We start from the raw sequence: 24,676 nt of genomic DNA on the forward strand, positions 1-24,676 counted from the left end.
GCCTCACCCCTTCGCGCGGCACGAAGCCAGCGCATCCAGCGCGGGCTTGTAGGTCGGCGTGGTCACGTCCATCACGCCGAGCACCGTGTGATAGAGGTTGTCGTGCGTGAGCGGCGCGTCGAGCCCCGCTTCCATGCACGAACGCGAGAGCTTGCGCCGCTGGTCCATGCCCTCGCTGAACCAGGTGATCATGGGCACGTGCTTCTGCGCGTCGGGCGCGAAGCTGTAGGGCACGCCGTGCAGGAACAGGCCGTACTCGCCGAGCGACTCGCCGTGGTCGCTCACGTAAAGCAGCGCCGGGTCGTACTGCTTCGACTGGGTCTTGAGCCAGTCGATGGTCTGGCCGAGGAAGCGGTCGGTCTGCAGGATCGAGTTGTCGTAGACGTTCATCAGCTCGGCGTGGCCGCACTCGGCCAGCGCGTTGGTCTTGCACTCGGGCAGGAAATGCTTCACGTCGGGCGCGGAGCGCTTGTAGTAGGCCGGGCCGTGGCTGCCCATCTGGTGCATGACCAGCACGATGCCCTTGGCGCGGCGCTCGGCCGGCAGCGCGGCGATGCGTTCGTCCAGGCCCTTGAGCATCACGTCGTCGAGGCACTCGTCGCCGTCGCACAGCGCCTTCCTGGTGGCAGCGTCGAGCCCGGCGAAGGCGGATGCATTGGGAATGCGCTCGCAGACGCCCTTGCATCCGGCCTGGTTGTCGAGCCAGAAAACGGCGAGGCCGGCGGCCTGCAGGACGTCGACCAGGGTCTCGTAGTCGTCCTTGCGTGATTCGTAGCCTTCCTTGCCGAGCGGCGAGAACATGCAGGGCACGGAGGCCAGCGTGTTGGTGCCGCAGGAGCGCACCTCGCGGTAGCTGAGAACGCCACGCTTCGCCAGCTCGGGGTTGGTGTCGCGGGCATAGCCGTTGAGCGAGAAGTGATCGGCCCGCGCCGTCTCGCCCACCACCACCACGAACAGCGGCGGCTTCGCCTGGCCGGCATAGCTCGCGCCCAGCGCCGTGCCGGCAGTGATCGGGATGAGCTTGCCAGTTCGCTTGAACAGCGGCTTGATGAACAGGGAGCCGGCCGAATAGAGGCTCGCGATCGGGTTCATCATGTAGCGAAGGTGCACGTTGTTGCGCATCAGCGGCGCCAGCTCGCGGTTCATGGACACCACCGCGCCCAGCGCCACGACCACCGACAGCAGCAGCAGCGCGACGTTGCGCCAGAGCTTCGACAGAAAGCGCATGGGCAGGATGCGCACGCGCCAGAGCACGAAGGCCGCGGGCAACGCCACCACCAGCACGTTGAAGGCCATGCGCCAGCTCAGCAGGTCGCGCGCTTCGTTGGGGTCGGTCTGCATCGCATTGGCGACCATGGTCGGGTCCATGACCACGCGGTAGGCGAGCATGTAGTGCTGCACCACCGCGGCCAGCACGACCACCAAGAACCACAGCGGCTTCATCCAGCGCGACCAGGCGGTGAACGACAGGATCGCCACCGAGCCGCAGAAGGTGAGCAGGCTCATGACCAGGATGGTCGGCATGTAGGTGCTGGGGGCACCGCCGATGCGGGCCAGCTCGTTCCAGAGCGGCCAATTGGTGGTCAGGACGAGATAGAGGCTCAGCCACACGACGACCATGGCCGCGGAGCGGGGCCGGCGCAACCACAGGTCGAAGCGCGTCCAGGGCGCCGCCGGCGATGCGGTCACGAGTGAATCGGGTTCGGGGAAGCTACCTTGTGGTTCAGGTGCCGGGTCAATACGCAAGACAGACATCCAACTAATGTAGGAACGGGGGCTGAAGATAGCCTGAATCCCCCATTCATGCCATGTTCAGGCGCGCCTTGTACGCGATCGCAGCCGGACCCCCGGGGCCCGCGCCGACGCCGGCGAGGTACGGGTCCGTGACATCAGGCGGATGCCCCGCTCCGCCAGGATCGACACCAGCGCGCCGAGCATCGCCGCGGCCACCACGTCGGACGGGAAATGCAGCCCCAGGTACAGGCGGCTCCAGGCCACCGTGGCGGCCACGGCCAGCGCGGCCAGCATCGGAGAACGCCACGGAAGGCACCAGAGCGAGAACGCCGCGGTGAAGGCGCCGGCGGCATGGAGGCTCGGAAAACCGGGGCGAATGCCCTGCGGCACCCACTGGATGCCCAGGCCGTAATAAGCCGGCCGGGGCATCGGAAACGCCCAGCGGATGGCCTGCACGATCAGCCACGCGGCCAGCACGCCGACCATTGCCGTGAAGAAGGCATGGCGCCAGCGCCGGTCGAACAGCGCGCCGATGGCCAGCGCCAGCGCCAGCAGCGCCGGCAGGATGTCGGAGGCGAAGCTCGCGAACTGCAGGCTCCATGCAGGCGCCGAAGGGCCCGCATTGACCAGCTCGAAAAGGGCGGCGTCAATATCCTGCATGGGCGGGTTTTGCCGGCTTGAGCGGTTGCGGGTTGAAGCGCGCGAACACCAATTCGATGGCGAAACCCACCGTCCAGCAGATCCAGGCGGTCCAGAGTGTGTGGCTCATGTAGTGGGCGCCGCGCACCTGCTGCGCCAGGCCCAGCACCAACCCGGCCACCAGCGCCACCGCCAGCCAGATGGCCGCCGCGCGGGCCGACGCCCGGCGCAGCACGAAGTAGCCGCCCGCATAGGCGAACGCCGCGGAGGCGTGGCCGGCCGGGAAGCACCCGCCCGGACCGCCGTCGGGCACGCCCCAGGACCAATGCGACACGTAGCGCGCCACGCCGCCGAACTCCTTCAGGTCCCAGGGGCAACTGGTATTGCTGGAATGCTTGATGAGGCTGATGGCGATCACCGCGGCCAGGGTTGTCAGCGCCAGTTGCACCCGGTCGCCGGTGCCCAGGCGCCGAAGCACGCCGACCGGCCAGCGGATCGCGATGAAGAGCGCCGTGACGAGCGCCCAGCTCAGGTCGCGGGCGCCTTCATGCATGACGTGGACCAGAAAAGAGTTCGTCCGCCATGTGAAACCGAACGGGGAACCGGCCAGCCGAGCCAGCGGAAGATCCCAACCGGTTGCGTCCCACGCCAGCAAGGCGGCAAGCGCAACGAGGGTCAGCACCCCCAGGCGAAAATTCGAAGCACGAGTCATGAACGAAGGCAGGGCCTGAAAACAGCCGCGAGCCTACGTTTGCGGAATGAACCCAGCCTGAAGACACATGAACGAAACCTGACTTCGGATGTGTCCGCATTTCGGCGGAGCTAGACTTCTTTTTTTGTTGAAAGGACATGGCGTGCGCATATTGCTGGTCGAAGATGACACTGCGCTGGCAGATGCCGTCTGCAGCTACCTGCTGGCCAAGGCCTTCGTGGTCGACGTGGCACCCGGCCTCGCCGAGGCGCGCGGCGCGCTGCTCTCGGTCCAGTACGCGGCGGTGCTGCTCGACCTCCACCTGGGCGACGGCGACGGGCTGTCGCTGCTTCCCCAGATACGCGCCCTGCCCGAACGCCCCATCGTCATCGTCCTGACCGCGCGCGACCAGGTCACCGACCGCATCCGCGGGCTCGACGCCGGCGCCGACGACTACCTCATCAAGCCCTACGACCCCGCCGAGCTGCTGGCCCGCCTGCGCGCGGTCGAGCGGCGGCGCAGCGCCAACAGCTCGCCGGTCCTGAAGCTGGGCACGCTGGAAATCGACCTGGCGCACGACATGGTCCGCAAGAACGGCGCCCCCATCACGCTGACCCAGAAGGAATGGGCGCTGCTGCGCGTGATGGCGACCCGGCCGGAGCGCATCCACACGCGCGAGAACCTGGCCGACGCGCTCTACGGCTTCGGCGACGAGGCCGACAGCAACACGCTCGAAGTCTTCATCAGCCGCCTGCGGCGCAAGCTCGGGCGCAGCCACATCCAGACGCTGCGCGGCCTCGGCTACCGCCTGTCGTTCTCCGCGGACGACGACGAATGAGATTCGGCGCAAAGCCCGGCGCAGGCCGCGACTCCCTGGCCGGGCGGCTCACCCGCACGCTGATCGTCTGGGTCGGCGGCGTGTGGCTGATGTGCGTGCTGGCGGTGGTCTGGTACGTCGACCGGGAGATCAACCACAACTTCGACAACGAGCTGGTCGAGGTGTCGCACCGCATGTTCGACATGGCGGTGCAGGAACTCGACAAGCTGCAGCACACCGGCGGCACTGCCCCCACGGAACCGCTGATCGCGCCCAAGCAGCTGTTTTCCGAGGACGCGGTGATGTACCAGGTGGTGGACGTGCACGAGCACGTGCTGCTGCGCTCGGCCGAGGCGCCCGTCGGCGCCTTCGACGTTCCGCTGGCCGCCGGCTTCGCCAACAACCAGAGCTGGCGCATCTACACGGTGCGGCACCCCACGCTGGGGCTGTACTTCCAGGTGGCCGACCCGCTCGACGAGCGGCGCCGCGCGCTCAACCGCACCCTGTTCGGCCTGATCATTCCGCTGGGCGCGGTGCTGCCGCTGCTCGCGCTGGTGCTGCGCAACGTGGCGCGCACCGAGCTGCGCGCGCTGCAGCAACTGGCCGGGGAAATCGCGAAGCGCAACGGCGCCGACCTGCGCCCCATCACCTTGCCGGGCCTGCCGCAGGAGCTGCGCTCGGTCGGCGATCACGTCAACCGGCTGCTAGAGCGGCTTTCGCAGTCGCTCGACGTGGAGCGCGCGCTCGCGGCCAATGCCGCGCACGAGCTGCGCACGCCGCTGGCCGCCGCGCGGCTGCGCCTGCAGACCGCGCTGGAGCACGATTTGCGCCGCAACGACGTGCAGGCCGCGCTCGATGCGCTGCAGATGCTCAGCCACCGCGCCGAAAAGCTGCTGCAGCTGTCGCGCGCGGAATCCGGCGCCTCGCTGGCGCGTGCGCGGGTCGACCTGGTGCAACTGGTCGGCACCGTGGCGCAGGAACTCTGGCAAGACCCGCACATCAACGAACGCCTGACGCTCAAGGTGCCCGACAGCGCCGCACCGGTGGCGCTGGGCGACGTCGACGCGCTGGCCATCGCATTGCGCAACCTGGTGGAAAACGCCCTGCGCTACGGCGGCGAGCGCGTGGTGATCGAGGTGACGGCCCCCTGCACGCTGGTGGTCAGAGACTTCGGCGCCGGCGTCGGCGCGGAGCAACTGAGCACGCTGCGGCAGCGCCATGTGCGGCACGCCTCCGACCGCGCGGGCTACGGGCTGGGCTTGTCGATCGTCGGGACCATCGTCGAGAAGCACGACGCGCGGCTCGAACTCGAATCGCCGCCGCCCGGCGCGGCGCACGGCTTCGAGGCGCGCATCGTGCTTCAGCCGGCCTGAGCTACGAGGCCCGGCCGGCTACTCGCTCACCAGCGTGCGCAGCCAGTCGGGCAGCGCCAGCGCCTTCTGCTTCGGAAAGTCGACCCAGATGGTGGTCGCGCCGCCGGCCGCGCAGATCACGTCGGGCGCTTCCTCGCGTGCCATGGTGCCCCAGCTTTCGAAGGTGGTGCGGCCCGGATCGCTCACGTACATCTTGAGCAGCACCTTGCCGGGGTATTCGATCTGCCGGTAGAAGTTGCAGAAGGCGTTGACGATCACCATGCCCTCGCCGCTCGGCTCGGGCTCGAAGCCGATGGAATGCATCCAGTCGATGCGCGCGGTCTCGAGGTAGCGGAAGTAGGTGCCGTTGTTCAGGTGGCCCATGGCGTCCATGTCTCCCCAGCGGATGGGGATCAGGGTTTCGTACACGAGCTTCTTCTTTTCGGGGATTTCGATTCTCATCGGTGCGCCTTGATGGATGCGAGGATGCCCAGCACGAACAGCAATGCCGCGGCCCACTCGGTGGCCTGCGGCCAGCGGCCGTCCCAGACGAAGGAATAGAGCAGCGCGAACAGCGTCTCGCTCACGATCAGCTGGCCGCACAGGCTCGCGGAGAGCCGCTGGCTCGCGATGTTCCAGAGAATGGTGGCCAGCCACGACGAGCCGAAGCCGCTGGCCAGCGCGAGCCATACGAAGAGCATGCCGTCGGGTTGCGCCCGCAGCGTGGCCACATCGCTGCCCGCGGCCAGCCACAGCGCCAGCGCGCCCAGCCCGGTCGCCACGCCGAGCCAGTTCGCCCAGTCGGTCGCGTTGAGTTCGGTGTGGCGCTGCAGCCAGGCGGCATTGAGCAGGCCGTAGACCGTCCAGCTCACCATGGCGCACAGCGCCAGCGCGATGCCCAGGCCGAAGCGCGCGCCGCTGGCGGCGCCCGCGCCATGCTGCGCCGACCATGCGCCCCAGATCATCAGCGCGATGCCCGCGCCGGTGAGCACCAGCCCCGGCAGCAGCGCGGTCAGGCGAAGGCCCGCCGGCCTGCCCAGCAGCATCATCCAGACCGGGATCGTGCCGATGATGAGGCTCGGCACCTCGGTGCCCGCAGCCTCGATGCCGAAGGCCAGCAGCAGGTAGTAGCCGCTGAAGCCCAGCACGCTGAGCGCGAGAGCCGCCAGCGCCTGCCGGCCGGTGGGCCAGCGCACGGCCGCCGGCCGCGCGAACACGGCGAGCCCCGAGACGGCACCGAACACCAGGAAGCGCGCGGCGGTGATGTCGACCATGCCGAAGTGCCCCACCATGCGCGGCGCCACGAACACCAGCCCCCAGAGCGCCCCCGCGCCCAGCCCGGCCGCAATGCCGACCAAGGCCCTCGGACTCAGAGCGCGAACCCGTCGTCGGCCGCGATGACGGCGCCGTTCACGAAATGGCTCTGGCCGCTGGCCAGCAGCACGATCAGGCCGTCCAGGTCCTCGGGCTTGCCCACGCGCTTGCGCGGCAGCATGTTGACCAGCTTGGCGCCGCCTTCGGTGGTCCAGTGCTCCTCGTTGAGCTCGGTGGTGATGTAGCCGGGGCACAGCGCGTTCACGTTGATGCCGAAGCGGCCCCACTCCAGCGCCATGGCCTTGGTCATCTGCACCACGGCGGCCTTGCTCATGCAGTAGGTGCCGATCTGCGGCATGACCTTCAGCGCCGCCGCCGACGCGATGTTGATGATGCGCCCGCCGATGTAGGTGCCCGGCGCCGTGCCCGTGGCGCGCGCCAGCATGCGCTTGCCCACTTCCTGGGCGACGAAGAACGAGCCCTTGACGTTGGTGTCGAAGATGTAGTCGTAGTCGTCGGGCGTCACGTCCTGCAGGCGCTGGGTGGTGCTCACGCCCGAGTTGTTGACCAGGATGTCGATGGCCCCGACCTCGGTCTCAGCGCGCGCAACGGCGGCCTTGATGCTGCCGATGTCGGTGACGTCGAGCTCGACCACGTGGGCGTCGCCGCCCTCGCCTTCGATGCGCGCGCGCAGCTCCTTGAGCTTCTCGATGCGGCGGCTCGCGAGAACCACCGCGGCACCCGCGCGCGCCAGCGTTTTTGCGAACTGGGCGCCAAGCCCGCTGGAGGCGCCGGTGACGAAGGCAACGCGGCCCGAGAGATCGATGCTGTAAGCCATGAACTGATTCCTGTGGAGTCGCGCAGGCGACGCGAGGGAAAGCCGTGCCCGCAAGTGACGCGGGCCGCCCGCGGACGCCGCATAAAATGCCCCGCAACCCGGGATGCCCCGCGCCTCGAAAAATCATTATCGACCCAACCCACATGACCCACGACGAAATCCTCGCCCAGTTCGGCCCTCGCGAAGCCATGGAATACGACGTGGTCGTGGTCGGTGGCGGCCCGGCCGGCCTCTCGACCGCGATCCGGCTCAAGCAGCTCGCCGCGCAGCAAGAGAAAGAGATCTCGGTCGTGGTGCTCGAGAAGGGCTCGGAGCCCGGCGCGCACATCCTGTCGGGCGCCATCATGGACCCGCGCGCGCTCAACGAACTGCTGCCTGACTGGAAGGAACTTGGCGCCCCGCTGAACCAGCCCGTCACCGACGATGCGATGGTGTTCCTGGGCGAAAAGGGCAGCCTGCGCACGCCCAACGCGTTCCTGCCGGCGTGCTTCCAGAACCATGGCAACTACATCATCAGCCTGGGTGCGTTCACCAAGTGGCTGGCGCAGCAGGCCGAGAACCTGGGCGTTGAAATCTTCCCCGGCTTCCCGGCGGCCGAGGTGCTCTACAACGAAGACGGCTCGGTGCGCGGCGTGGCCACCGGCAACATGGGCGTCGGCAAGGACGGCGAGCCCACCGAGAACTTCCAGCTCGGCATGGAGCTGCTGGGCAAGTACACCGTGTTCGCCGAAGGCGCGCGCGGCCACCTGGGCCGCCAGCTCATCGCCAGGTACAAGCTCGACGCCGGCAAGGACCCGCAGACCTACGGCCTGGGCGTGAAGGAAGTCTGGGAGATCGACCCCAAGCGCCACCAGCCCGGCTTCGTGCTGCACACCGCCGGCTGGCCCATGAAGAGCGACACCTACGGCGGCGCCTTCCTCTATCACATGGAGGACAACAAGGTCACCATGGGCTTCATCACCGGCCTGGACTACAGCAACCCCTACCTGAGCCCGTTCGAGGAAATGCAGCGCTGGAAGCTGCACCCCAACATCCGCTGGTACCTGGAAGGCGACGAGGCCAAGGGCATCAAGCCCGCCAAGCGCATCGGCTACGGCGCGCGCGCCATCACGGCAGGCGGCCTGATGTCGCTGCCCAAGACCGTGTTCCCCGGCGGCGCGCTGGTCGGCTGCGAGGCCGGCTACCTCAACGTGAGCCGCATCAAGGGCAGCCACGCCGCCATCAAGACCGGCATGCTCTGCGCCGAGGCCGCCTTCGAGGCGGTGCAGGCCGGCCGCCAGCACGACGAACTCACCGCCTACCCCGAAGCCTTCGAGAAGAGCTGGCTGCATGCGGAGCTGAAGAAGGCGCGCAACTTCAAGGCATGGTTCAAGAAGGGCCTGGGCGTGGCGACGCTCATGAACGGCATCGAACAATGGCTGCTGAAGGGCAACATTCCATGGACGCTGCGCCGCAACAAGGCCGACCACCTGTACCTGAAGCCCGCCTCGGAGTGCAAGCCCATCGTCTATCCCAAGCCCGACGGCAAGCTCACCTTCGACCGGCTTTCCAGCGTGTTCATCAGCAACACCAACCATGAAGAGCAGCAGCCGGCCCACCTGACGCTGAAAGACCCGACGGTGCCGGTGAACATCAACCTCGAGAAGTTCGCCGGCCCCGAAAGCCGCTACTGCCCGGCCGGCGTGTACGAGTTCGTGGGCACCGAAGACGGCAAGCAGCGCCTGCAGATCAACGCGCAGAACTGCGTGCACTGCAAGACCTGCGACATCAAGGACCCGACGCAGAACATCGTGTGGGTCACGCCTGAAGGCGGCGGCGGGCCGAACTACGTCGGCATGTAAGGCGCCTGCGCCTTTCGAAGGAGGCCCTCTTCGGAGGGCTTTTTCTTTTCCTCGGAGCCCTTTGCTTCCCTGGAAGCATCGGCATCCGCTCAATCGCGCGCGATGAGCTTGCCCGCGACGAATCCTGCCACGACGGCACCGGCGATGGCACCGGGCAGCGAGAAATTCGCGCTGGCCAGGCCAGCAAGCGCCCCCGCACATGCGCCCAGGAAGATCCAGGCCCACAAGGCGCGCCTGCGCCGGTAACGCGGCAAAGGCTTCTGCGCGAACACGCCGTTCGCGACCAGCCATGCGATGGCGATGAGCCACAAAACCACGACCGTCAGCATCCGGCGTCTCCTGTCGATGAAATCCGCGAAACCGCCAACGAGCATGCCACAGCCCGCGGCCGCGCTTATTCTTGGCGCTCAAAGGAGACAAGACCCATGCAGATCGTCATCACCGGCGGCGCCGGCTTTCTGGGCGCACGCCTCGCACGCACGCTGTTGAAGCAAGGCAGCCTTTCGCTGGCCGGCGCACCGGCCCGCACCATCGAACGCATCACGCTGGTCGACCGCGCCGCCCCGCCGCCCGACCTCGCATCCGATGCGCGCATCACCGCCGTCACCGGTGACCTGAACGCGCAGCTCGCTGCCGATGCCGACGCCGGTTTCTGGCACCTGGCTGACGCCATCTTCCACCTGGCCGCCGCCGTCAGCGGCGAATGCGAGGCCGACTTCGACCTCGGCATGCGCAGCAACTTCGCGGCCACGCATGCGCTGCTCGAAAAGGTACGCGCGCTCGGCACGAAGCCCGTGCTGGTGTTCTCCAGTTCGCTCGCCGTGTTCGGCGACTCGCCCGAGCAGCCGTTGCCTGAAGTCATCGAAGACCACACGCTGCCGACGCCCCAGACCAGCTACGGCATCCAGAAATTCATCGGTGAACAGCTGATGGCCGACTACACGCGCAAGGGTTTCGTGCGCGGGCGCAGCGTGCGGCTCATGACGGTGAGCGTGCGGCCGGGCAGGCCGAACGGCGCGGCTTCGGGTTTCTTCAGCGGCATGATCCGCGAGCCGCTCGCCGGGCTGCGCGCCGCCTGTCCGGTGCCGGACTCGACGCCTGTGGTCGTCGCGTCACCGGCGCGAACCATCGAGGGCATCGTGCGCGCCGCCGAAGCAACCGACGCCGAATGGGGCCCGCGCACCGCGCTCAACCTGCCCTCGCTCGCCACCACGGTCGGCGAAATGGCGCTGGCGCTCGAGCGCGTGGCCGGCAAGGCGGCCACCGCCCTGCTCGACCGCACGCCCGACCCGGCGGTCCAGCGCATCGTGAAGACCTGGCCCGGGCACTTCGAGACGGTGCGCGCGAAAGCCTTGGGGCTCTTGCCCGACGAGAGCTTCGAGGCCGTCATTCGTGAGTACGTCCGTGAAAATCCCGACGCGGTAAAGCTCCCGGTTGTTGCATAGTCCGTTGCGCCTGACGCGTTCCTGACCCAACTCCCCGGAGACAACATGAAATTCGGCCCCATTGCCGCCGCCTGCCTTTCGCTCGCCCTGAGCTCGGTCGCCTTTGCACAGACGACCATGAAGATCAGCATTTCGACTGCGCAGAACTCGCACCAGGGCGTCGCCATCGACACCTTCGCCAAGGAAGTCGAGAAGCGCACGGGAGGCCGCTACAAGGTGCAGACCTTCTACAACGGCTCGCTCGGCGGCGAGCGCGAGTCGATCGAGGCGGTGCAGCTGGGCACGCAGGAACTCGCGTTCTCCTCGACCGGCCCGGTGCCCAACTTCGTGCCCGAGACCAAAATCCTCGACGTGCCCTTCCTGTTCCGCGACAAGGCCCACGCGCGTGCCGTGCTCGACGGCCCGATCGGCCAGGAGATGCTGACCAAGTTCGACGCCAAGGGCTTCAAGGCGCTGGCGTGGGCCGAGAACGGCTTTCGCCACATGACCAACAGCAAGCGCGACGTGAAGGCCCCCGAGGACCTCAAGGGCCTGAAGATGCGCACGATGGAAAACCCGGTGCACATCGCGGCCTACAAGGGCTTCGGCATCATCACCACGCCGATGGCCTTCCCTGAGGTGTTCACCGCGCTGCAGCAAGGCACGGTCGACGGCCAGGAGAACCCGCTGCCGGTCATCATCTCGGCCAAGTTCGACCAGGTGCAAAAGCACCTGTCGCTCACGGGCCACGTCTACTCGCCCTGCATCTTCGTGATGAACAAGGCGACCTTCGACAAGCTCAGCGCGGCCGACAAGCAGGCCTTCCTCGACGCTGCCAAGGAAGGCACCAAGGCCAACCGCGCGCGCGTGGACGAAGACGACGCCAAGGGCGTGGCCGACCTGCGTGCCAAGGGCATGACGGTGATCGACAACGTCGACAAGGCCAAGTTCGTCGCCGCGCTCGCGCCGGTCAATGCCCAGTTCGAGAAAGACTTCGGCAAGGCCAATCTCGACAAGATCCGCGACTACAAGTGAAAGAAAAATTCCTGGGCATCGAGCGCTGGACCACCGGCTTCTCGATGCTGATGGCCTGCGCGATGCTGGTCGTCGCGTCGGCCCTGGGCGTGTTCCAGATCGTCACCCGTTTCGTGCTGGAGCAGCCGGCCGAATGGAGCGAGATCCTGATCCGCGTGAGCCTCATCTGGATGGTGTTCATGGGCATCCCGATGGCGTTCAGACAGGGCGCGATGGTGAGCGTGGACGTTCTCTACCGCTGGAGCCCGCCGCGCATGCGCCGCGTGCTCGACGCGGTGGTGAGCGTCGCCGCGCTGGTGCTGATGCTGATCGTGCTGTGGTGGGGCTGGGACTACGCCATGCGCGGACGCGTGCAGTCGATGGCCGGCCTCGAGAGCATCTCGATGGTGTGGTCCTACCTGGCGCTGCCCGTGGGCTCGCTGTTCTGCCTGTTCGGCATCGTCGGCAATTTTCTCGACCCCAAGCGGCTCGAACTGGAGACCGCGCAATGAGCGCCGCGCTGGGCCGCCCCAGGCAAGCGAACGGTCCCCTCGGGGGGCAGCAAGGACACGAAGTGCCGAGCGTGGGGGCTGGATCATGAGTGTGGTGATGGTTGCGACGATGGTGCTTTGCTTTGCACTGTCGGTATCGGTGGCGGTGTCCATCGGGCTGGCGTCGATCCTGGGCATCCAGGTGACGAACGCCAACATGCTGATCTCCGTGAAGGAGATGTTCAATTCGATCAACAAGTTTCCGCTGGCGGCCATTCCGTTCTTCATCCTGGCCGGCAACCTGATGGAAACCGGCGGCATCTCGCGCCGGCTGGTCGAATTTGCCAAGAGCATCGTGGGCGGCGTGCAGGGCGGCCTGCCGATGACCTGCGTGCTCACCTGCATGATCTTCGCCGCGGTGTCGGGCTCGTCGGTGGCCACCACCTTCGCGATCGGCGCCATCCTGATCCCGGCGCTCATCAAGCACGGCTACCCCACTTCCTACGCTGCGGCCCTTCAGGCCACCAGCGCGGAGCTGGGCGTGATCATTCCGCCGTCGATCCCGATGATCCTGTACGGCGTGAGCGCTGAAGTGTCCATCGGCGAGCTGTTCATCGCGGGCTTCGGCCCCGGCATCCTGATCAGCCTGGCGCTCATGCTGTTCGTGTGGGTCTACTGCAAGTGGAAGGGCTGGGGCAAGACCGACGGCGAAGGCCGCATGCCCTTCGGCCGGGCCCTCTGGCAGGCCGGCTGGGCGCTGCTGATGCCGGTGATCATCCTCGGCGGCATCTACGGCGGCGTCTTCACGCCCACGGAAGCCTCGGCGGTCGCGGTGTTCTATGCGCTGGTGGTGGGCATGGTGATCTACCGCGAGATCAAGCTGAAGGACCTGTACGCCATCCTGCGCAAGTCGGTGATGTCTTCGGCGGTGATCATGTTCATCATCGCCAACGCGGGGCTGTTCGCGTTCCTCATCACCCGCGCGGGCGTGCCCGACGCCATCGGCCACTGGCTGCAGGAGGTGCTGCAGTCGCCGGCGATGTTCCTGCTGGGCGTGAACGCGGCGCTGTTCGTGATCGGCATGTTCATCGAGACCAGCGCCGCGATCATCGTGCTGGCGCCGATCCTGGCGCCGGTGGCGGTGCACTTCGGCATCGACCCGGTGCACTTCGGGCTGGTCATGGTGGTGAACCTGGCCCTGGGCATGATCACGCCGCCCTTCGGCGTGAACCTGTTCGCGGCCTGCACCGTGGCGCGAATATCACTGGACCGCATCGTGCGGCACCTGGTGCCCTTCGTGCTGGTGATCATGGCGTGCCTGATGGTGATCACCTACGTGCCCTGGATCTCGCTGGCGCTGCGCGACCTGGTCTACGCCAGGTAGTCCCGGCGCAGGTACACGCTGGGCGGCACGCCCAGCGTGCGCCGGAACATCGCGGTGAAGGCGCTCGGGCTCTCGTAGCCGTGCGCCAGCGCCACCTCCAGGATCGACGCGCCCGCCGCCAGCCGCGGCAGGCTCAGCAGCAGCCGCGCCTGCCGGCACCACGCACCGAAATTCATGCCCGTCTCGCGCTGGAACAGGCGCGCGAGCGTGCGGGTGTTCATGTGCAGGCGCAGCGCCCAGTCGTCCAGCGTGGCGGGCAGCGAAGGGTCGCGCACCAGTTCCTCGCACAGCACGGCCAGGCGCGCATGGCGCGGCATCGGCACGTGCAGCGAGAGCGCGGGGGCCGCCTCGATCTCGTCGAGGATCAGCTCCATCACCCGCTCGTCGCGGCCGCCCGGCGCGTAGTCCAGCGGCAGCGCCACGGCGGTGACGATCAGCTCCCTCAGCAGCGCGCCGACATGGATCACGCGGCATTCGGCGCCCAGGTCGGCGCGCGTGCCGGGCTCGACGAACACGGTGCGCATCTTCACCTCGCCGGCCATGCGGATCTGGTGTTCCATGCCCGCCGGCACCCACACCCCGCGCCCGGTCGGCACCACCCAGCTGCCGGCCGCGGCGCTCACCAGCATCACGCCAGAGATCGCGTGGATCAACTGGCCGCGCCGGTGCGCATGCGGCGGTATGAAAGCGTCGCCGGCGGGGTCGGTGGCCAGCACCGCCACGGCGCGCGGGGTCGACTCGCCCTCTTCGGGCCGCAGGTTGATTGCTTTGTCCATTTCTCGACGATGCTTGTTGATTCGTAGCGAGAACATCTTCGCACGGCTTCCTACGATGCTCTTTCCTCAAGGAAACGAAAGAAGCGATCGAATGAACAAGCGCCGACTCGGGTTGCTCACCGGCACCCATGCCGTCAATGACCTCTACCAGGGCCTCGTGCCCGCACTGCTGCCGTTCATGGTGCTGGAGCGCGGCTACAGCTACACCGCCGTGGCGGGCCTGATGCTCGCGGCCACCGGGCTGTCGAGCGTGGTGCAGCCGCTGTTCGGCCTGTACGCAGACCGCCATCCGCGCGGCTGGCTGGTGCCCACCGGCTTCATGGTGGCGGCGCTGGGCGTGGTGCTGGCAGGCTTGAGCCACAGCTACCTGCTGACCTGGATCGCGATGGTGCTGTGCGGGCTGGGCATCGCGGCCTACCACCCGCCCGCCACCGTGGCGGCGCGCGCGGCCGGCGGCGCGTCGCAGAAGGCGATGAGCGTGTTCTCGGTGGGCGGGACCATCGGCGCGTCTTTCGCGCCGGTGCTGGCGGCCGCCGTGGTCAGCGGGGGCAGCCTGTCGCGCAGCTACCTGCTGGTCGTGCCCGCGCTGGCGATGGGCGTCGTGTGGATGGCCGCCAATGCCGGCAGCGGCGCGGCCTCCGCCGCCACGGCGGCCGCTGCGCGCAAGGCAGGCGCCGAAGTGCTGAAGCCGCACAACGACTGGCGCGCCTTCAGCCTGCTGGTCGCGACCATCATCGGCTGGTCGATCCCTTACGTGACGGTGCTGTCGATGCTGTCGCTGCGCATCACGCGCGACCTGCATGGCACCGCCTTCCAGGGCGCCGCGGCGCTGACCTCGTTCACCGCCGCGGGCGCTGTGGGCACGCTGCTCGGCGGCTGGCTGGGCGACCGCATCGGCCGCATGGGCACGATCCGCGCCGGCTACCTGCTCGCGCTGCCGTCGCTCGCGGGCCTGGTGCTCGCGCCAGATGCCGGCTGGGCGCTGGCCTGCACCGCGCTGCTCGGCATGTGCATGTTCCTGCCCTTCGCCGCGCAGGTGACGCTGGCGCAGGACTACCTGCCGCGCAACCCGGCCACGGCCAGCGGCATCACGCTGGGGCTGGCGCTGTCGGTGGGCGGCCTGGTGTCGCCGCTGTTCGGCATGCTGTCCGATGCGCGCGGCCTCGGCGTCACGCTCACGACGGTGCTGTGCGTGCTTTGCGTCGCGACGGTGCTGGCCTTGAGGCTGCGCAACCGGTCGATGCAGGCGATGCCGGCCGAGGTGGAGCGAGCGGCGGCCTGAGCCTCGCGCGGCGCGTTGGTTCACTGCCAGAATCGGCGTCGGACTCGACGCCTATAACCGACAAAGAGGGAACTGCGCCATGAACCGATCCTTGACGACCACCAGCCTGCTCGCCGGTGGACTGCTGCTGGCCACGGCCGCATTCGGCGCCACGCCGCCGACAACGCCGGCAACGCCCACAGCTACCGAGACAGCAGCCCCCGCTCCCACGGTCGGCATCGCCGAAGTCGAGGCCGCGGTGCGCGCCTGGGCCGCGGCCTGGTCGGCCCGCGACGCGGACCGCTACCTCGCCGCCTACGCGCCCGACTTCACGCCGGCGCGCAACCAGGACCGCAAGCGCTGGGAGACCGAGCGGCGCGCGCGCATCGCGGACAAGTCGAGCATCAGCGTGGGCATCGAAGACCTCGTCATCAGCATCAACGGACAGGCCGCGAGCGCCAGGTTCAAGCAGGTCTACCGCGCCGACAAGGTGAAGGAAACGGGTCGCAAGACACTCGAGCTGCAGCGCGTGGGCAACCAGTGGCTGATCCGCAAGGAAAGCGCGGGCGGCTGACGGCTCACAACCCAGCTTCGTCAGGGCCCAGGCCACGGTGCCCAACTGCATCACGTTGAGCGCCATTCCGGCAATGTGGAGCTGGCGGAACCGGCGGGCCGAAACGTCCAGCGCCGGGATCGTGCCGCGCAGCAGGTCCATGCGTGGAATGATCAGCCAGCGGCGCAGCGAAAAGGCCAGTCCGGCGACGAAGGCCATGCCCGCGGCAAATGCCGGCCTGCCCGACCAGGCGTAGCAGAGCGCCGCCGCGCTGCCCGTGAGCATCGTCGCGAGGTAATACACGTTGAACAGGCCACGGATGAAGCGCGAGTCCAGCGGCGTGTCGTGCTTGAGGATCAGCAGCGGCAGCGATCCCATCATGAAAAAGCCCATCCACACGAGCAGCAGGACTGTCGCCATGAGTGCAAAGACGATGGGAAGCATGAGGTGGGCCCCTTCCGCGGTGCCGGAGCATACCGCCGGGCAAGGCAGTCGAGGTACCGGGAAATCGTGCGGGGCCAACGCCATTTCCATAAGCGAAAAGGGTTCATGAAGATGTCACCGCTTGCAACGATGCTGCTGCCCTCGATCTCCGAAAGCTGTGGCTGCCATGTTTCCCACCAAGACCGACAAGGCGCGCGACGAACTCCAGGGCGGACAGCGCACGCTCAGCCAGCGTGAACGCGCACTGCTGCTCATGGCCGACGGGCGGCGTTCGCTGAGCGACTTCAGCCCGCTGTTCAGCACCCGCGACGAAGCCGAGCAGGCCATCCAGACGCTGGTGCAGCGCGGCTATCTGCAGACTCCGAAGGTGGCGGTTGCCCCCGGCAAGGCCGTGCCCCCTGCCCCGGCGCCCGCCCAACCCGCACCGCTCCCCGCGAGCGAGCCGATCCAGATCGCCACATCGGCCGACACCTTCGACGGCAAGCGCTCCCTGGCCACCACGCGCATGTTCCTGTTCGACATCTGCGAGCGCATGTTCGTGCGCCGCGATCCCAAGTTCGCGCTGCAGATGCGCGACGCCCTGCGCGAAGCCCGCGACCGCGAAGCCATGCTGACCATCGCCGCGCTCATGCTCACGGAAATCGAGAAAGCCGCCGGGCCCGAGCGCGCCGAATCGCTGCGCGAGCGGATCGACAAGCTGCTGCCGCCGGCTGAAGTCGTGCACTGACTGGAACAGCGCTCTCTTGTGCCGAGTGCTGTTAGGGGCGCGCTCACGCCGACGGGGTACCTTGCTCCGCGAATGTCCTCCGCCCTTCGGGCTCCCCCTTTATTTCGCTGCGCAAGGCACCCCATCGTCGTGATCGATAGACCACGCGGTTGAACTGCCCGAACAAGCGCCGTACCCACCGTGCGCGGGGCGCCGGGTGCTCCCCGCAGCGAAATAAAGGAGGAGCCCGAAGGGCGGGGGACATTCGCGGAGGGGAGCACGCGGTGGCCTGCGCACAAGCCCTGAACACAGCGCTCCTTCCCGTATCAACTACACTCGGCGGGGTCAGGAGAGAGCCCCGCCAGCCGGGGCCGCCGAAGGCGCAGGGGTTTCCCGAACGCTCAGGCAAAAGGACTGACAAGGCGCCGGCGAACACCGGCGTTTCCTTGCTGGAGAGAGGCCGCCGTACCGCAAACGGCGCAGCGGCCCACCGAAGGAGCAAACCCCGATCGTGGGGCGAATCTCTCAGGTAAAGCGGACAGCAGGGGTGGCCCATGGCTTGCGTCATGGATTTTGTCTGCCCCTTTGGAGTGCCCCGTGGCCGCTTCCTCCGCACCCGCTACCGAACTTCTCAAGACGCCGCTGCACGACCTTCACGTGGAGCTCGGCGCCCGCATGGTGCCCTTCGCCGGCTATTCCATGCCGGTGCAGTACCCCGCCGGCCTCATGGCCGAACACAAGCACACGCGCGATGCGGCCGGCCTGTTCGACATCTCCCACATGGGCCAGTTGCGCCTCGTCGGCCCCGACGCCGCGGCCGCCTTCGAAACCCTGATGCCCGTCGACGTGATCGACCTGCCCGCCGGCAAGCAGCGCTACGGCCTGCTGCTGAACGACGAAGGCGGCATCCTCGACGACCTGATGTTCTTCAACGAAGGCCACGGCTCGCTTTTCGTGATCGTCAACGGCGCCTGCAAGGTGGCCGACATCGCGCACATCCAGCAGAAGATCGGCTCCCGCTGCGAGGTGCAGCCCTTGCCCGACCACGCCCTGCTCGCGCTGCAGGGCCCCAAGGCCGCGGCCACGCTGGCGCGGCTGTCGCCCGGCATCGAGCGCTTCGTGTTCATGACCGGCGGCGCGCTGCAGATCGGCGGCATTCCCGCCTTCGTCACCCGCAGCGGCTACACCGGCGAAGACGGCTTCGAGATCTCGGTGGCCGCGAAGGACGCCGAGCCGCTGGCCCGCCTGCTGCTGGCCCAGCCCGAGGTCAAGCCCATCGGCCTGGGCGCGCGCAATTCGCTGCGGCTCGAAGCCGGCCTGTGCCTGTACGGCAACGACATCGACACCACCACCACGCCGGTCGAGGCTTCGCTCAACTGGGCGATGCAGAAGGTGCGCCGCGCTGGCGGCGCGCGCGAAGGCGGCTTCCCCGGCGCCGCGAAGATCCTCGCGCAGCTCGCCGCCGCCACGGCGGGCACCGCCGGCCACACCGACCACGACACGCTGAAGCGCAAGCGCGTGGGCCTCGTGGCGCTGGAGCGCATTCCGGTGCGCGACGGCACGGTGCTGCAGTCATTCGAAGGCCAGGACATCGGCATCGTCACCAGCGGCCTGCTCGGCCCCACGGCCGACCGCTGCATCGCCATGGGCTACGTGGCCACCGCCTTCGCCGAGCCCGGCACCCGCGTGCAGGCCATCGTGCGCGGCAAGCCGGTGCCGATGGAAGTCTCGACCATGCCTTTCGTGCCGACCCGCTATTACCGCGGCTGAACGCGGCAGACCCGGCTAGGCTCTGCACCCCGATTCATTTTTTCCACGAGGAGTTTTCTCACCATGAGCATCAAGTACACCAAGGACCACGAATGGGTGTCGGCCGAAGGCGACGCAGCCACCGTCGGCATCACCTTGCACGCGCAGGACGCGCTGGGCGACGTGGTGTTCGTCGACCTGCCCGAAGTCGGCAAGACCTTTGCGCAGGGCGAAGTTGCCGGCGTCGTCGAGTCGGTCAAGGCGGCAGCCGACGTTTTCATGCCCGTGTCGGGCGAGATCACCGAAGTGAACGAAGCCCTGCGCGCCGACCCGTCGCTGGCCAACAGCGACCCGCTGGCCGCCGGCTGGTTCTTCAAGGTCAAGCTGAGCGAGCCCGCGCAGCTCGACGCCCTGCTGGACGCCGCCACCTACGACAAGTTCGCGGCCGAGTCCTGATCGCCTGATTTTTCTTCCGAGCCCCCTTCTTCCCGAGCCCCCACCGCCATGCCGATTCCCGCCCTTCCCTCTTTGCAAGAACTAGAGAATGCCGAAGAATTTCTCGCCCGCCACATCGGCATCGATGCGGCGGACGAGGCGCGCATGCTGCCGGTGATCGGCTCGGAAACGCGCTCGGAGCTCATCGACGGCATCGTGCCCGCGGCCATCCGCCGGGCGCGGCCGATGCGGCTGCCGGCCCCCGTGACCGAAGCCGACGCGCTGGCCGAGCTGAAGGCGATGGCCTCGAAGAACAAGGTGTTCAGGAACTTCATCGGCCAGGGCTACTACGGCACGCACACGCCGGGCGTCATCCTGCGCAACATCCTCGAGAACCCCGCCTGGTACACCGCCTACACGCCCTACCAGGCAGAGATCTCGCAGGGCCGCATGGAAGCCCTGCTCAATTTCCAGACGATGGTGTGCGACCTCACGGGCATGGCCATCGCCAACGCGTCGATGCTCGACGAAGCCACGGCCGCCGCCGAAGCCATGACGCTCGCCAAGCGCAGCGTGAAAGCCAAGAGCAACGTGTTCCTGGTGTCGGGCGACTGCCATCCGCAGACCATCGAAGTCATCAAGACGCGCGCCGCGCCGCTGGGCATCGAGGTGAAGGTGAGCACGGTGTCGGAAACGCTGCCGCACCTGATGGTGAGCGGCGCATTCTTCGGCGTGCTCGCGCAGTACCCGGCCACCACCGGCCACGTGCACGACCTGCGCCCGCTCGCGGGCCATGCGCACCAGTGCGATGCCGCCTTCATCGTGGCGGCCGACCTGCTGGCGCTGACGCTGCTGGTCGCGCCGGGCGAGTTCGACGCCGACATCGTCTGCGGCACCACGCAGCGCTTCGGCATGCCGCTGTGCAACGGCGGCCCGCACGCCGCCTACCTGGCCTGCCGCGACGAGTTCAAGCGCTCGCTGCCGGGACGCCTGGTGGGCGTGAGCGTCGACACGCACGGCCAGCCCGCCTACCGCCTCGCGCTGCAGACGCGCGAGCAGCACATTCGCCGCGAGAAGGCCACCTCCAACATCTGCACCGCGCAGGTGCTGCCGGCCGTGGTGGCCAGCATGTACGCCGTGTACCACGGGCCCGACGGCCTCACGCGCATCGCGCAGCGCGTGGCGGCGCTCACCGCCATCCTGTCGGCGGGCCTGTCGCAGATGGGCCGCGAGCCGGTCAACACCACCGCCTTCGATTCGCTGACGATCCGCACCGGCGACGACACGCCGGCCATCATCGAGCGCGCGCAGGCCGCCGGCGTCAACCTGCGCCAGCGCCTGCAGCAGCACCTGGGCATCTCGCTCGACGAGACCACCACGCGTGCCGACGTCGAGACGCTGTGGGCCCTGTTCGCGCCCGCCGGCAAGCAGCTGCCGCGCTTCGACGACCTGGCCGCGAACACCACGCCGCTGATCCCCGAAGACCTGCGCCGCGCGAGCGCCTTCCTCACGCACCCGGTGTTCAACACCCACAAGAGCGAGACCGCCATGCTGCGCTACATCCGCAGCCTGTCGGACAAGGACCTGGCGCTCGACCGCAGCATGATCCCGCTGGGCAGCTGCACCATGAAGCTCAACGCGACCAGCGAGATGATCCCCATCACCTGGCCCGAGTTCGCCAACATCCATCCCTTCGCGCCGGCCGACCAGCAGCTCGGCTACGCCCAGCTCGATGCGCAGCTGCGCGCCTGGCTGTGCGAGGCCACCGGCTACGCGGGCATCAGCCTGCAGCCCAACGCGGGCTCGCAGGGCGAATACGCGGGCCTGCTGGCCATCAAGTCCTTCCATGAAGCCAAGGGCCAGGGGCATCGCAACATCTGCCTGATTCCATCTTCCGCGCACGGCACCAACCCCGCGAGCGCGCAGATGGTGGGCCTGCAGGTGGTGGTGACGGCCTGCGACGCGCAGGGCAATGTCGACATGGACGACCTGAAGCGCGCCTGCGAAAAGCACAGCGCCAACCTGGCCGCGGTGATGATCACCTACCCCAGCACCCACGGCGTGTTCGAAACTCGCGTGAAGGAACTCTGCGAGCTGGTGCATGCGCACGGCGGCCGGGTGTACGTGGACGGCGCCAACATGAACGCGCTGGTCGGCGTGGCTGCGCCGGGCGAGTTCGGCGGCGACGTGAGCCACCTGAACCTGCACAAGACTTTCTGCATTCCGCATGGCGGCGGCGGCCCGGGCGTGGGTCCGGTCTGCGTGGTCGAAGACCTGGTGCCGTACCTGCCGGGCCATGTGACGGCCGGCGTGCCCTCGCACGGCGTGGGGGCCGTGTCGGCGGCCCCGCTGGGCAACGCGGCCGTGCTGCCGATCAGCTGGATGTACTGCCGCATGATGGGCGCCAAGGGCCTGCAGGCCGCGACCGAGACGGCCATCCTGAGCGCCAACTACATCAGCGCGCGCCTGAAGGACCACTACCCCACGCTGTACGCCAGCCCCAATGGCCACGTAGCGCACGAGTGCATCCTCGACCTGCGCCCGCTCAAGGACACCAGCGGCGTCACCGCCGAGGACGTGGCCAAGCGCCTGATCGACTACGGCTTCCACGCGCCCACGCTGAGCTTCCCTGTGCCCGGCACGCTGATGGTGGAGCCCACCGAGAGCGAGCCGCTGGCCGAGCTCGACCGCTTCATCGACGCGATGATCGCCATCCGCGGCGAAATCCGCCGCATCGAGGAAGGCGTCTGGCCGAAGGAGGACAACCCGCTCAAGCACGCGCCGCACACCGCCGCGAGCCTGCTGGGCACCGAGTGGAGCCACCCGTACTCGCGCGAACTCGGTGCGTTCCCGCTGGCCACGCTCAAGAACGCCAAGTACTGGCCGCCGATCGGCCGCGTCGACAACGTGTACGGCGACCGCAACCTGTTCTGCAGCTGCGTGCCCGTGGGCGACTACCAGGAAACCGAAGAGGCCTGAGTCCAGTTGCCCAGGCCGGCCTGGGCTACTGCGACTTCTTCTTCGCGAGGTCCGCGGTCGCGATATGCTGGCGCAGCCCGCGCAGGCTGGCCTTCATCTTGCGCTCGTTCTCCGGGCCCATGCGCACCATGATCTTCTGGCCGGCGCTCGCCTTCTCCAGCGCCTGGTCGACGTACTCGTAGCGCACCCACGGGCGCTGCGAAGGCACGTCGCCCTTCACCTCGACCAGCCGCACCTGCACCGGGCCCTTGGGCTCGGGCGCCTGCAGCAGGTTGTCGATCACCGCGATGAGCCGGTCGTTGAAGTAGCGCCCCGGGTAGCCCAGCTCTTCATAGGCCTGCTGGAACAGCGGATAGAGCCTGGCGTACACCGCCGCGGCCTTGGCCGGATCGACCGACTGCACCAGCATCACGAAGCCGTTGTAGCGCGCCGCGTTGTTGGCGGAAATGGTCTGCGCCTCGCCCTGCCCCTCGGTGATGAAGCGCTGGCCCGTGGGCTGCACCGGCCATGCGCTGGCGGGCGCCTGCTCGCGCGCCAGGTTGTCCACCGTGGCCACGAAGCGCCGCACGATGCCGTCGGAACGCAGGAAGGCTTCGGCGTTCTTCGCGCCCAGCAGCTCGGCCAGCGCCTTCATCACGCGCGAATCGGAATCGGCGAGCTTGGGCAGCGCGGCGTCGGGCGGCGCGAGCGCATCGACCGGGTTCTGCGGGCCGGTGGGCTCGGCCTTTGCGGGCGTTGGCGGCGGCGGTGCGTCGGCCGGCGCGGCGGCCACGGGCGTGGGCTCCGGCGGCTTTTGCTGTTGCTGGTACCAGCGCCAGCCGAAGAAGCCGGCGGCCAGCAGCACCAGCACGATGACGATGATCGTGCCAACGGGCGTCTCGCGGCGGGGGCGGAATTCGGGTGCGTCGCGCGTGTCGCGGATATCGCTTTCGGGCATGGGTCGGTTTCCTTTGGCTGGCGTGGAAGGCACAGGGGAGACGAAGCTATGGTGCACCAATAAGGGCACCGCAGCGTCCGCATCGCTCCCTGTCGTCGTAACGCCCTGTGACGTGCCGGCCCGGCGGAAGTTCAGTCAGCCTGCGAGCCGCACCACATGCGCCTGCCGCGGGTCGACCTTGCCGGCGTGCAGGTCGGCGATCACCGCCTGCGCATGCGCGAAGCCCTCGCCCTGCGCCAGTGCCATCCAGCGGTTGCCGGGCCGGCTGATCTCGGCGATGAAGCGGCCCTGCGCCTCGTTGAAACGGCGGTTGACCTCCTGCGGGCCCCAGTCGGCATTGCGCTTGCGGATCTGCACCGGCGCAAAGTAGAGCTGCGGCGCGGGGCCGGGCAGCATCGTGGTGTCGCCGAGGAACTCGGTCTTCTGCGCGGAGCCCGCATAGCAGTCGTAGACCAGCGATTCGCCGAAGTGGTGGTGCACGGTCGCGCGCAGTTCGTCGTTGCCGGAGAAGTCGACATACAGCGTGGGCACGTCGGCGGGCAGCGTGGCGATCTCTTCATAGGCCAGCGTGCGGTCGTAGCAGCCCAGGCCTTCCACGAAGGCGCGATTGCCGGTGGACGTGGCGGCAATCAGCTCGAGCCCTTCGCGCCTGCCCAGGCAGAAGGCCGTGCCGAACGCGGTCTTGCTCGACGCGCTCGACACCACCACCTGCTTCGCGCCGAAGAAGCCGTTGTCCTCCAGGAAGTCGGCCAGCATGAACGATGTGATGAACAGCGGACGCACCAGCATCTGGTAGTCCTCCAGCGCGGCGACGTAGCCCGCGTCGTTGCTGCAGCGCATGTACTGGTTGTAGGCCGACACCAGTTCGCTGCGGTGCGAGGCGCCGTCGTAGAAGCCGCGCGGCGTCACGCGTACCGGCTGCATGCGCAGGTGGCTCGCGATCGGGAAGTAGCCGTAGAAGCGCTCGCCCACCGCCACGCCCTCCACGTTCGAGGCCGCCACATCGGCGAAGCCCCAGGCCGGCATGTGGCCCCAGTCAGCGTCGCCGGTCGGAAAGAAATGCCAGTACTTCATGACCGCGTCGCCGAAGGCCGCGTAGGTGATGTTGTTGGTGGTCAGCGAGAAGCGGCCGATCTTCATCAGCACCTCGCCGGGTTGCAATGCGCCGGTGTCCTCCGTGGTCATGACACGGGTAGTGCCGAGTGCGTTCTTGCGCGTCTGGAGGCGGGTTAAAGTGAATGCGTTGTTCATTCGCAAACTGTATGGCGGCCCGCTTCGCGGCGGGTTCGGAAACCCG

At 68.1% G+C, this 24,676-nt stretch carries 23 protein-coding genes and 2 riboswitches; of the genes, 13 read left to right on the top strand and 10 right to left on the bottom strand.

The genetic code is table 11. The features are described 5' to 3' along the window. Positions 1 to 3 precede the first annotated feature (3 nt). Genes QRN67_RS30190 through QRN67_RS30200 form a run of 3 tightly spaced genes read right to left on the bottom strand, consistent with a single transcriptional unit; the run spans position 4 to position 2,926 of the window. The gene (locus tag QRN67_RS30190; RefSeq protein WP_503010955.1) at positions 4 to 1,755 is read right to left on the bottom strand and encodes a phosphoethanolamine transferase; all 1,752 of its coding nucleotides are present in this window, start codon (positions 1,753 to 1,755) and stop codon (positions 4 to 6) included. Between the two features lie 57 nt (positions 1,756 to 1,812). Then, positions 1,813 to 2,394: a phosphatase PAP2 family protein gene (locus QRN67_RS30195; protein WP_106934076.1), complete on the bottom strand. Its 582-nt coding sequence runs from the start codon at positions 2,392 to 2,394 to the stop codon at positions 1,813 to 1,815. Continuing rightward, positions 2,381 to 2,926 carry a phosphatase PAP2 family protein gene (locus tag QRN67_RS30200; RefSeq protein ID WP_285414811.1) on the bottom strand — a complete coding sequence of 182 codons (546 nt, stop codon included), beginning with the start codon at positions 2,924 to 2,926 and terminating at the stop codon, positions 2,381 to 2,383. Before QRN67_RS30200 ends, QRN67_RS30195 begins: the two co-directional genes overlap by 14 nt. A 301-nt stretch (positions 2,927 to 3,227) precedes the next feature. On the opposite strand from QRN67_RS30200, the gene QRN67_RS30205 reads away from it, so the two are divergent. Then, entirely contained in the window at positions 3,228 to 3,902 is a 675-nt protein-coding gene (locus tag QRN67_RS30205; protein WP_285414812.1) for a response regulator, read from the top strand. After that, a complete protein-coding gene (locus QRN67_RS30210; protein ID WP_285414813.1) occupies positions 3,899 to 5,254 on the top strand; it encodes a sensor histidine kinase in 1,356 nt (451 codons plus the stop codon). Before QRN67_RS30205 ends, QRN67_RS30210 begins: the two co-directional genes overlap by 4 nt. A gap of 18 nt (positions 5,255 to 5,272) precedes the next feature. Here QRN67_RS30210 and QRN67_RS30215 read toward each other — a convergent pair whose 3' ends face one another. From QRN67_RS30215 to QRN67_RS30225, 3 genes are read right to left on the bottom strand one after another with little or no spacing between them, the layout of a single operon-like run. Further along, positions 5,273 to 5,695, bottom strand: coding sequence for an acyl-CoA thioesterase (locus QRN67_RS30215; RefSeq protein WP_081267081.1), 423 nt, complete (start codon positions 5,693 to 5,695; stop codon positions 5,273 to 5,275). Next, positions 5,692 to 6,543, bottom strand: coding sequence for a DMT family transporter (locus QRN67_RS30220; RefSeq protein ID WP_503010957.1), 852 nt, complete (start codon positions 6,541 to 6,543; stop codon positions 5,692 to 5,694). The genes QRN67_RS30215 and QRN67_RS30220 overlap by 4 nt, the downstream gene beginning before the upstream one ends. A gap of 59 nt (positions 6,544 to 6,602) precedes the next feature. Next, the gene (locus QRN67_RS30225; protein ID WP_081267080.1) at positions 6,603 to 7,385 is read right to left on the bottom strand and encodes an SDR family oxidoreductase; all 783 of its coding nucleotides are present in this window, start codon (positions 7,383 to 7,385) and stop codon (positions 6,603 to 6,605) included. A gap of 143 nt (positions 7,386 to 7,528) precedes the next feature. Here QRN67_RS30225 and QRN67_RS30230 point away from each other — a divergent pair, with 143 nt between their 5' ends. Beyond that, positions 7,529 to 9,226 carry an electron transfer flavoprotein-ubiquinone oxidoreductase gene (locus QRN67_RS30230; protein ID WP_285414814.1) on the top strand — a complete coding sequence of 566 codons (1,698 nt, stop codon included), beginning with the start codon at positions 7,529 to 7,531 and terminating at the stop codon, positions 9,224 to 9,226. Between the two features lie 89 nt (positions 9,227 to 9,315). Here the strand turns inward: QRN67_RS30230 and QRN67_RS30235 are convergent, their stop codons facing one another. Beyond that, a complete protein-coding gene (locus QRN67_RS30235) occupies positions 9,316 to 9,555 on the bottom strand; it encodes a hypothetical protein (RefSeq protein WP_285414815.1) in 240 nt (79 codons plus the stop codon). Positions 9,556 to 9,651: 96 nt separating this feature from the next. Between QRN67_RS30235 and denD the strand changes: the two genes are divergently transcribed. From denD to QRN67_RS30255, 4 genes are all read left to right on the top strand, one after another. Continuing rightward, a complete protein-coding gene (gene denD / locus QRN67_RS30240) occupies positions 9,652 to 10,671 on the top strand; it encodes a D-erythronate dehydrogenase (protein WP_285414816.1) in 1,020 nt (339 codons plus the stop codon). 45 nt (positions 10,672 to 10,716) lie between these two features. Next, on the top strand, positions 10,717 to 11,685 hold the full coding sequence (locus QRN67_RS30245; RefSeq protein ID WP_106934071.1) for a TRAP transporter substrate-binding protein: 969 nt from the start codon (positions 10,717 to 10,719) through the stop codon (positions 11,683 to 11,685). Next, a complete protein-coding gene (locus tag QRN67_RS30250; RefSeq protein ID WP_081267075.1) occupies positions 11,682 to 12,176 on the top strand; it encodes a TRAP transporter small permease in 495 nt (164 codons plus the stop codon). Before QRN67_RS30245 ends, QRN67_RS30250 begins: the two co-directional genes overlap by 4 nt. Before the next feature lie 85 nt (positions 12,177 to 12,261). Beyond that, positions 12,262 to 13,539: a TRAP transporter large permease gene (locus QRN67_RS30255; protein ID WP_081267074.1), complete on the top strand. Its 1,278-nt coding sequence runs from the start codon at positions 12,262 to 12,264 to the stop codon at positions 13,537 to 13,539. Here QRN67_RS30255 and QRN67_RS30260 read toward each other — a convergent pair. Continuing rightward, positions 13,527 to 14,315 (bottom strand): AraC family transcriptional regulator, encoded by a 789-nt coding sequence (locus QRN67_RS30260; RefSeq protein ID WP_106934070.1) that lies wholly within the window; start codon positions 14,313 to 14,315, stop codon positions 13,527 to 13,529. The two genes, QRN67_RS30255 and QRN67_RS30260, sit on opposite strands and share 13 nt — an antisense overlap. Positions 14,316 to 14,406: 91 nt before the next feature. On the opposite strand from QRN67_RS30260, the gene QRN67_RS30265 reads away from it, so the two are divergent. The 6 genes from QRN67_RS30265 (at position 14,407) to gcvP (ending at position 22,442) form a co-directional block, all read left to right on the top strand. Beyond that, positions 14,407 to 15,597, top strand: a complete 1,191-nt coding sequence (locus QRN67_RS30265; RefSeq protein ID WP_285414817.1) for an MFS transporter — start codon at positions 14,407 to 14,409, stop codon at positions 15,595 to 15,597. 79 nt (positions 15,598 to 15,676) lie between these two features. Next, the gene (locus tag QRN67_RS30270) at positions 15,677 to 16,150 is read left to right on the top strand and encodes a L,D-transpeptidase Cds6 family protein (protein ID WP_285414818.1); all 474 of its coding nucleotides are present in this window, start codon (positions 15,677 to 15,679) and stop codon (positions 16,148 to 16,150) included. 589 nt (positions 16,151 to 16,739) lie between these two features. After that, positions 16,740 to 17,300, top strand: coding sequence for a hypothetical protein (locus tag QRN67_RS30275; RefSeq protein ID WP_285414819.1), 561 nt, complete (start codon positions 16,740 to 16,742; stop codon positions 17,298 to 17,300). Positions 17,301 to 17,615: 315 nt separating this feature from the next. Continuing rightward, a riboswitch (glycine riboswitch) is annotated at positions 17,616 to 17,706 on the top strand. Between the two features lie 12 nt (positions 17,707 to 17,718). After that, positions 17,719 to 17,831: riboswitch (glycine riboswitch) on the top strand. A 45-nt stretch (positions 17,832 to 17,876) separates the two neighbouring features. Then, the gene (gene gcvT, locus QRN67_RS30280; RefSeq protein WP_285414820.1) at positions 17,877 to 19,049 is read left to right on the top strand and encodes a glycine cleavage system aminomethyltransferase GcvT; all 1,173 of its coding nucleotides are present in this window, start codon (positions 17,877 to 17,879) and stop codon (positions 19,047 to 19,049) included. A 63-nt stretch (positions 19,050 to 19,112) separates the two neighbouring features. Beyond that, complete coding sequence (gene gcvH, locus QRN67_RS30285) at positions 19,113 to 19,484, top strand: glycine cleavage system protein GcvH (RefSeq protein WP_285414821.1); 372 nt, start codon at positions 19,113 to 19,115, stop codon at positions 19,482 to 19,484. A gap of 48 nt (positions 19,485 to 19,532) precedes the next feature. After that, positions 19,533 to 22,442 carry an aminomethyl-transferring glycine dehydrogenase gene (gene gcvP / locus QRN67_RS30290; RefSeq protein WP_285414822.1) on the top strand — a complete coding sequence of 970 codons (2,910 nt, stop codon included), beginning with the start codon at positions 19,533 to 19,535 and terminating at the stop codon, positions 22,440 to 22,442. Positions 22,443 to 22,467: 25 nt separating this feature from the next. Here gcvP and QRN67_RS30295 read toward each other — a convergent pair whose 3' ends face one another. Both QRN67_RS30295 and QRN67_RS30300 read right to left on the bottom strand, forming a co-directional pair. Further along, the gene (locus tag QRN67_RS30295) at positions 22,468 to 23,379 is read right to left on the bottom strand and encodes a DUF3014 domain-containing protein (protein ID WP_285414823.1); all 912 of its coding nucleotides are present in this window, start codon (positions 23,377 to 23,379) and stop codon (positions 22,468 to 22,470) included. A gap of 135 nt (positions 23,380 to 23,514) precedes the next feature. Further along, a complete protein-coding gene (locus tag QRN67_RS30300) occupies positions 23,515 to 24,564 on the bottom strand; it encodes a DUF2855 family protein (protein WP_285414824.1) in 1,050 nt (349 codons plus the stop codon). Positions 24,565 to 24,676 lie beyond the last annotated feature (112 nt).

Source organism: Variovorax sp. efr-133-TYG-130 (assembly GCF_030208835.1).
Lineage (GTDB): Bacteria > Pseudomonadota > Gammaproteobacteria > Burkholderiales > Burkholderiaceae_C > Variovorax.